This is a genomic window from Streptomyces sp. NPDC048590 (assembly GCF_043199535.1).
Lineage (GTDB): Bacteria > Actinomycetota > Actinomycetes > Streptomycetales > Streptomycetaceae > Streptomyces.
In genome coordinates this window covers 855,331-863,587 of sequence record NZ_JBICWC010000003.1, presented here as the reverse complement: position 1 = coordinate 863,587, position 8,257 = coordinate 855,331, and the positions used below count along the sequence as shown (strand labels likewise).

At 71.4% G+C, this 8,257-nt stretch carries 7 protein-coding genes; 5 read left to right on the top strand and 2 right to left on the bottom strand.

The annotated features are described in order from the left end of the window. Positions 1-222 precede the first annotated feature (222 nt). Positions 223-1,110: a serine protease gene (locus tag ACGFNN_RS12215; RefSeq protein ID WP_393555077.1), complete on the top strand. Its 888-nt coding sequence runs from the start codon at positions 223-225 to the stop codon at positions 1,108-1,110. A 112-nt stretch (positions 1,111-1,222) separates the two neighbouring features. Here ACGFNN_RS12215 and ACGFNN_RS12210 read toward each other — a convergent pair whose 3' ends face one another. Then, a complete protein-coding gene (locus tag ACGFNN_RS12210; RefSeq protein ID WP_393555075.1) occupies positions 1,223-2,851 on the bottom strand; it encodes an amidohydrolase family protein in 1,629 nt (542 codons plus the stop codon). A gap of 44 nt (positions 2,852-2,895) precedes the next feature. After that, positions 2,896-4,230 (bottom strand): alanine racemase, encoded by a 1,335-nt coding sequence (locus tag ACGFNN_RS12205; RefSeq protein ID WP_393555073.1) that lies wholly within the window; start codon positions 4,228-4,230, stop codon positions 2,896-2,898. A gap of 107 nt (positions 4,231-4,337) precedes the next feature. Here ACGFNN_RS12205 and ACGFNN_RS12200 point away from each other — a divergent pair, with 107 nt between their 5' ends. The 4 genes from ACGFNN_RS12200 to ACGFNN_RS12185 all read left to right on the top strand — a co-directional run bounded on the left by ACGFNN_RS12200 (position 4,338) and on the right by ACGFNN_RS12185 (position 8,216). After that, on the top strand, positions 4,338-5,393 hold the full coding sequence (locus ACGFNN_RS12200) for a sugar kinase (RefSeq protein WP_393555071.1): 1,056 nt from the start codon (positions 4,338-4,340) through the stop codon (positions 5,391-5,393). Next, complete coding sequence (locus ACGFNN_RS12195; protein WP_362538958.1) at positions 5,390-6,148, top strand: IclR family transcriptional regulator; 759 nt, start codon at positions 5,390-5,392, stop codon at positions 6,146-6,148. The genes ACGFNN_RS12200 and ACGFNN_RS12195 overlap by 4 nt, the downstream gene beginning before the upstream one ends. Positions 6,149-6,154: 6 nt before the next feature. Further along, a complete protein-coding gene (locus tag ACGFNN_RS12190; RefSeq protein WP_362538960.1) occupies positions 6,155-6,565 on the top strand; it encodes a RidA family protein in 411 nt (136 codons plus the stop codon). 178 nt (positions 6,566-6,743) lie between these two features. Continuing rightward, positions 6,744-8,216, top strand: a complete 1,473-nt coding sequence (locus ACGFNN_RS12185) for a gluconate:H+ symporter (protein ID WP_362666464.1) — start codon at positions 6,744-6,746, stop codon at positions 8,214-8,216. Positions 8,217-8,257: the final 41 nt, after the last annotated feature.

The window sequence follows — 8,257 nt, the reverse complement described above, 5'->3', positions numbered from 1 at the left end:
CCTCCACACCTACAACCACCACCGCTGCCACACCGCACTCGGCGGACTCCCGCCCATCAGCCGCGTCAACAACGCTTCGGGTCAATACACCTAGCGCGACCTCCGTACGGCGCGCCGACGGCTTGATTCCGCCCCTTGCCGGAAATCCCCCGACCAGGAAAGCATGCGCATGTCAAAGTCGGAAGAACTCCGGCCGCAGGCATACCTGGAGGGGACCCCCACATGAACAAGCCTCTCGTCGGCGCACTTCTTTCCGTTCTGTTCCTCGGGGCGGGCGTCGCACCCGCGGCGGCGACCACGGTCGGCGGTCCGGCCGCGGCGACGGAACCGGCCACGACCGCGGCCGTCAGCCCGGCCGCCGCCGACGTCCGCGCGAAGGCGGTCACCTTCGCCGGTACGGTCGCGCTCAGCAACTGCTCCGGTTCGGTCGTCCGGACGCCCTCGTCGCTGCCGGGCGACCCCGCGCTCGTCCTGTCCAACGGCCACTGCCTGGAGACCGGGTTCCCGGACCCGGGCGAGGTGGTGCTGAACAAGTCCTCGACCCGCACCTTCACGCTGCTGAACGCCGCCGGAAGCGGCGTCGGCACCCTGAGGGCGTCCAAGATCGCGTACGGGACGATGACGGACACCGACGTCTCGCTGTACCAACTGACCCGGACCTACGCGCAGATCGAGAGCTCCTACGGCATCAAGGCGCTGGAACTCGCCGCCTCCCACCCGGTCGCGGGCACCGCGATCACGGTCGCCTCCGGCTACTGGAAGCGCACCTACAGCTGCGCGATCGACGGGTTCGCGTACCGCCTCGAGGAGGGTGCCTGGACCTGGAAGGACTCGGTCCGCTACACCTCCGCCTGCCAGACCATCGGCGGGACCTCCGGATCCCCGGTGATCGACGACGCGACCGGCAAGGTGGTGGCCGTCAACAACACCGGGAACGAGGACGGGCAGCGGTGCACGGACAACAACCCGTGCGAGGTGGACGAGAACGGGACGGTGACCGTACGCGAGGGCATCAACTACGCCCAGCAGACCTACGGCATCGTGCCGTGCATCGGCACCGGCAGCCAGATCGACCTGAACCGCTCGGGCTGCGCGCTGCCGAAGCCGTGACCAGGCCGAAGTCCTGACCGGGGAGGGCGCGACGCGCCCCCGGCAGGTTCCGGCCGCCCCGACGGGGTGGCGGCCGGAACCTGGCGGGTGGCGGCCGGAAGCCGGCTGGTCGTCAGCCGGTGGTGGCGCCCGTCCCCCGCACCGCACGGCCGGCCAGCGTCGAGGTGCGCTTGCCGTCCTCGATGACGAACTGCCCGTCGATCAGGACGTGCGGGATGCCCACCGGCAGGGTGCGCGGCTCCTCGAAGGTCGATCCGGCGGTCACGGTCGCCGGATCGAAGAGGACCAGGTCCGCGCGGTAGCCCTCGCGGACGAGACCGCGGTCGGGCAGGCGCAGCCGGGCGGCGGGGCGGGAGGTGAGGTGGGCGACGCACTCCTCCAGCGAGAGGATGCCCAGCTCGCGTACGTACCGGCCGAGGTACTGGGGGAAGGTGCCGTAGGCGCGGGGGTGCGGCTTGGAGCCCTGGAGGATGCCGTCGCTGCCTCCGGTGTGCACCCGGTGGCGCATGATCTGGCGCACGTTCTCCTCGTGGCCGACGTGCTGGAGGATCGTCGTACCGAGCCGGTCCTCGATCAGGACCCGACGGGCCGTCACCCACGGCTCCTCGCAGTGCAGGGCGGCCGACTCGGCGACCGTACGGCCGACGTAGTCGGACAGATCCGGGTTGGTGACGCCCGAGATCTCGATCCTGTCCCACTCGATCGGCACACCGTGGCAGCCGTCGGAGCCGGCCACCTCCACCACGTGGCGCATCCTCGCGGACGTCTCCTCGTCCGCGAGCCTGGCCATGACCGACTCGGGGCCGCCCTCGTTGGCCCAGCTCGGCAGCATCGCGACCAGCGTGGTGCAGCCGGGGGTGTAGGGGTAGGTGTCCAGCGAGATGTCCGCGCCCGCGTCGAGCGCCCTGTCCAGGAGGGCGAGGAGTTCCGGAGCCTTGCCCTTGTTCACGCCGAAGTTCATGGTGGCGTGCGCGAGGTGGAGGGGGCATCCCGCCTCACGGGTGAGCTCCACCATCTCCTCGTACGCCTGGAGCGCGCCCGCTCCGTACGAGCGGTGGTGCGGGCAGTAGTAGCCGCCGTGGGCGGCCACCACCCGGCAGAGCTCGGTGAGTTCGGCGTTCTTCGCGTACATCCCCGGGGTGTACGTCAGGCCCGAGGACATGCCGACGGCGCCCTCGGCCATTCCCTGGGCGACGAGCTCCTTCATACGGTTCAGCTCGGCGTCCGTGGCGGGCCGGTCGTCCCAGCCGACCGCGAGCATCCGGACCGTGCCCTGCGGGATCAGATAGGCGGCGTTGACGGCGATGCCCTGACCGCCGAAGTTCCGGTCGAGACGGTCCAGGTAGCCGCCGACGGTGCGCCAGTCGAAGTCGATGTCGCTGCCGTCGCCGTTCCAGCCGGCGATGGAGCTGCGGACCTCGGCGAGGGTGCGGTCGTCGGCGGGCGCGTAGGACAGGCCGTCCTGGCCGAGGACCTCGAGGGTGACGCCCTGCGCGGCCTTGGCGCTGTGGTCCGGGTCGCGCAGCAGTGCGAGGTCGCTGTGCGCGTGCATGTCGATGAAACCGGGCGCCAGCGCCAGGCCGTCGGCTTCCACGGTGCGCGCGGCGGTCGGGCGGGGGCCGTCGCCCTCCCCGCGGATCTCGGTGATCCGGCCGTCGGTGAGCTTTACGTCGGCACGGTAGGAGGGGGTACCGGTGCCGTCGACGACGGTGGCGTCGCGGATGACCAGGTCCGTGTCCATGGGGTGGTCGCCTTTCGGGGAGGGGGAGAACGGCTCCGTCGGGATCAGAAGAAGGTGCGGATGTAGTCGGTGACGGTGCCGTCCGCCTCGACCAGCGGGATCAGCTGCCACTTGTCGAAGGAGGTGCACGGGTGGGAGAGGCCCATGCCGATCCAGTCGCCGACCTCCAGCTCCGCGCCCTGGTCCGTACGGACCCAGCCGTGCTGGTCGGACAGCCCGGTGACGGTGACACCGTCGGCGGGCCGGACCGAGCCGTCGCGCCCCGAGCGCACGACCTGCGCCTCGGGGAGATCCAGGTCGTAGGCGGCGTCGCGCTTGCCCGCGTTGACGAAGGCCTGCTCAGGGGTGGGCCGGGAGACGACCTGCGCCCAGAGCCGGAAGGCGGGCTGCAGGGCGCCCTCCTCCGGGACGCGGTTGAAGGGGGTGAGGTGGCGGTAGTGGCCGTCGTCGTGGCTGACGTAGGCGCCCGAGCGCAGCAGCTTCAGCACGGGCCGGCTGAGCTCCGGGATCTCCGCGAAGACGTCGGCGACCGCGTCGAACCAGGCGCTGCCGCCCGCGCTGACCAGGATCTCCTCGTCCTCGGCCAGGCTCTTGAAGCGGCCCGCCGCGTCGAAGGCGGCGGCCAGCGCGACCAGCCGGCGCAGCCACTCGCGTACCCGCTCGGGGGAGGCGTCCGGCACCTCGCCCTCGTAACCGGCCACGCCCACCAGGCGCAGCGTGGACGTCGCCGCGACCGCGTCGGCGACCGCCGCGCAGTCGGCCTCCGTACGGGCGCCGGTGCGGGCACCCTGCCCCGCACCCAGCTCCACCACGACGTCGACGGGACGCACCGCGCCCGCGGCGCGCAGCGCCTCGTCCATCAGCTCGACGCCGCGCACGGAGTCGACGTAGCAGGCGAAGGTGAAGCCGGGGTCGGAGTCCAGCTCGCCGGCCAGCCAGCGCAGCGCCACCGCGTCGACGAGCTCGTTGGCGAGGAAGATCCGGGCGATGCCGTGGGCGCGGTAGACCCGGGCCTGGTGGGGGACGGCCGTGGTGATGCCCCAGGCGCCGTGCTCCAGCTGGCGGGAGAAGAGCTGCGGGGACATCGACGTCTTGCCGTGCGGGGCGAAGGCGAGGCCGTGGCGCTCGGCGTACGTCTCCAGGAGTGTGAGGTTCGCCTCGACCGACTCGGCGGACAGCGCCAGCACGGGAGTGGTGAAGCCACCGGTGAAGAGATTGCGCCGCTCGGCCGCCAGCGCGCCGACGGTCAGTCCCTCCGCGTCGGGCGGCAGCGCCTTGAAGCGGTGGTCGACCCGCTCGGCGGCGAGCGCCTGCAGGGACTGGGCGGGGGACTGCTGGGCGGCCAAGGGATCCTCCTCGGGACGGTACGGCCGTTGCATCTTCTGCAACGACCATTGCGCATATCGCTTAACGCTGTCTAACATCCTGGCCGATGCCGGGTCAATGGTGACCACCGGCGCCCACGGCCGACCATGAGGAGCCCAGAGTGTCCGGATCCGCAGCCAGGACCACCACCGCGGACGTCGTCTGCCTCGGTGAGTCCATGGTGACGTTCCTGCCCTCGCAGCCGGGCCGCCTCGCCGACGTCCCCTCCTTCGGCCGGGGCATCGGCGGAGCCGAGTCGAACGTCGCCTGCGCGCTCGCCGCCGACGGCCACCGGGCCCGGTGGATCAGCAGGGTCGGCGCCGACGGCTTCGGCGACCACCTCGTCGACACCATCGACGGATACGGCGTCGACACCTCCGCCGTACGCCGCGACCCGGACCGCCCCACCGGCATCTACTTCCGCACGGCCACCGACCGGGCCACCGACACGCACGAGGTGGCGTACTACCGCGCCGGCTCGGCGGCCTCCGCGATGAGCCCGGACAACGTGCCCATGGAGGACGTCCTCTCCACCCGGGTCCTGCACCTGTCCGGCATCACAGCCGCGCTCTCCGCCGACTGCCTGGCGCTCCTGAACACCCTCACCGCCCCCCGTGAGGGCCGCCCGGTCGTCTCCTTCGACGTCAACCACCGCCCCGGCCTCTGGCGCGGCAGCGAGGAGGGCCCCGAGGTCCTGCTCGCCCTCGCCCGCCGCTGCGACCTGGTCTTCGTCGGGGACGACGAGGCGGAGGAGGCTTGGGGACTGCACGGCGCCGAGGCGATCCGCGCCGCCCTCCCCGAGCCGGAGACGCTGGTCGTCAAGCGCGGCGCCGACGGCGTCACCGTCTTCTCCCGTACGGCGGGCGACGGCGGCGACATCGTCACCACCGTCCCCTCCCTCCGCGTCGACGTCGTCGCGGCGGTCGGCGCCGGTGACGCCTTCGCCGCCGGCTTCCTCTCCGCCACCCTGCGCGACCTGCCCGTACGCGACCGTGCCCGGCACGGCCACCTCATGGCAGCCGCCGTCCTCACCGTCCCCGGCGACCTCACGGGTCCCCCGCCCCGCGCCTACGCCGACCGGCTCGCCGCCCTGGACGACACCGCCTGGGGCACACTTCGTCTCGGCCCCGGCTGGACAGCCGCCGAAGGGGCGTACGAGGAGGTACCAGTCAGATGAGCCAGACCGTCGACCGCGCGCTGAGCATCCTGCCGCTGCTCGCCCAGGGACCCGCCGACCTCGGCCTGGTCGCCGAACGCCTCGGCGTCCACAAGTCCACCGCGCTGCGCCTGCTCCGTACGCTCCACGAGCACGGTCTCGTCTACCGGCAGGAGGACCAGCGCTACCGCCTCGGAGCCCGGCTCTTCGCCCTCGCCCAGGAAGCCGTCGAGAACCTCGACGTACGCGAGATCGCCCACAGCCACCTCGTCGCGCTCAACGAGCAGTGCGGCCACACCGTCCACCTCGCGGTGTACGAGGAGAACGAGGTCCTCTACATCGACAAGGTCGAGAGCCGCTACCCGGTGCGGATGTACTCGCGGATCGGCAAGCCCGTCGCGATCACCGTCGCCGCCGTCGCCAAGCTGCTCCTCGCCGACCTCGCCGAGCCCGAACGGCGCGCCATCGCCGAACGGCTCGACTACCCCATGTACACGTCCCGTTCGGTCCCGAACGCCGGTGCCTTCCTCAAGGAACTCACCGTCGTACGCGAACAGGGATGGGCCACCGACCTCGGCGGCCACGAGGAGTCCATCAACTGCGTCGGCGCCCCCATCCGGGGCGCGGACGGGCGCGTCGTCGCCGCGATGTCGGTGTCCGCACCGAACGTGGTCGTCACGGCCGAGGAACTCCTCACCCTGCTCCCGCTGGTGCGCCGCACCGCGGACACCATCAGCCGGGAGTACTCCGGCACCACCCCCACCAAGAAAGCCTGATCCGCGATGACCGAGAAGACCGCTCTCACCCCCAGCACCCACACCGCCCCGCCCGCGAAGTTCTCGCACGGCGTGAAGAAGGGGAACATCCTCCAGGTCGCCGGTCAGGTCGGCTTCCTCCCCGCCGTCGAGGGCCAGGCCCCCACCCCGGCCGGCCCGACGCTGCGCGAGCAGACCCTCCAGACCTTCGCCAACGTCAAGGCGATCCTGGAGGAGGGCGGCGCGAGCTGGGACGACGTCATGATGATGCGCGTCTACCTCACCGACGTCGACCACTTCGCCGAGATGAACGCCATCTACAACGAGTACTTCGAGGGAGAGGGCCTGAAGGCCCCGGCCTCCGCGCGTACGACGGTGTACGTCGGCCTCCCCAAGGGCCTCCTCATCGAGATCGACGCCCTCGCGGTCCTCGGCTGACCGACCCGGACCCCCCGGAGCCCGCCGACCCACGTCCGGCTCCGGGGCCGCCCGGCCCACCTGAGGCGCTCACCTCACCAGAAGCCCGGCACGGCGCCCCTTCCCCCGTTCGCACCGGGGTGCCGTGCCGCTCTCCCCCCATGCCCGAAGGACCCTGTCACCACCGGAGTTGACACGCATGCTGCTCGCCGCTTCCCCCACACCCGAGGCGCCACCCCACACGGGTGGCCTGCTCCTCCTCATAGGCGGGACGCCCGGTCTGCTGACCGTGGCGGCACTCGGGATCGCCCTCCTGCTCTTCCTGATCATCAAGGTCAGGCTGCAGCCGTTCGTCGCGCTGCTCGCCGTCTCCATAGCCGTCGGCCTGGGCGCCGGACTCTCCGTCACCGAACTCTTCGGGACGGTCCAGAAGTCCGCCGCCGTATCCGTCATCGAGACGGGAATGGGCGGCATCCTGGGGCATGTCGCGATCATCATCGGCCTGGGCACGATGCTCGGCGCGATCCTGGAGGTCTCCGGCGGAGCAGAGGTGCTGAGCACCCGCCTGCTGAACCTCTTCGGCGAGAAGCGGGCCCCGCTCGCCATGGGCCTCACCGGCCTCATCTTCGGTATCCCGGTCTTCTTCGACGTCGGCATCTTCGTCCTCGCGCCGATCGTCTACGCGGCCGCCAAGCGCTCCGGCAAGTCCGTCATCCTGTACGCGATGCCGCTGCTCGCCGGCCTCTCGATGACCCACGCGTTCCTGCCGCCGCACCCCGGCCCCGTGGCCGCCGCGGGCCTCTTCCACGTCTCCCTGGGCTGGGTCATCCTGATGGGCGCCGTCGTCGGCATCCCCTCGGTCCTCGCCGCCTGGGTCTGGGCCGCCTGGATCGGCAAGCGGGTCTTCGTCGAGGTCCCGCAGGACATGGTCGAGGCAGCCGAGGAGTCCAAGGCCGCAGTCGTCGCCGAACAGCGTGCCGCCGGGGTCACCCCGCACGAGCAGCCCGTCGCGCTCGGCACCGTGCTCGCGATCATCGGCACCCCGCTGATCCTGATCCTCGCCGCGACCTTCTCCTCCATCGCGCTCGACCCGTCCACCCTCCGCTCGGTCGTCGAGTTCTTCGGGAACCCGTTCGTCGCCCTGACGATCGCCCTGTTCCTCGCCTACTACCTGCTGGGCATCCGGCGCGGCTGGTCCCGCAAGTCCCTGGAGTCGGTCTCCACCGCCTCGCTCAAGCCCGTCGGCAACATCCTGCTGGTCGTCGGCGCGGGCGGCATCTTCGGAGCGGTCCTGAAGGGCAGCGGCATCGCGGACGCCCTCGCCGACACCTTCAACGACGTGGGCCTGCCGGTCATCCTGCTCGCCTGGCTGATCTCCGTCGTCCTCCGCGTCGCCCAGGGCTCGGCCACGGTCGCGATCGTCACCACCGCCGGCATCGTCGTCCCGCTCGTCGAGGGCCAGGACATGTCGCAGGCCCACCTCGCGCTGATCATCATGGCGATCTCGGCGGGCTCCATCTTCGCCTCGCACGTCAACGACGGCGGCTTCTGGATGGTCTCCAAGTACTTCGGCATCTCCGAGCGCGACACCCTGAAGACCTGGACGGTCCTGGAGACGGTCCTCTCGGTCGCCGGGTTCGTGGTCGCGGCTGCGCTCAGCCTGGTCATCTAGGGCCTGTTTCACACGGTCGTACGGGCCGTGCGGAAGCCTCT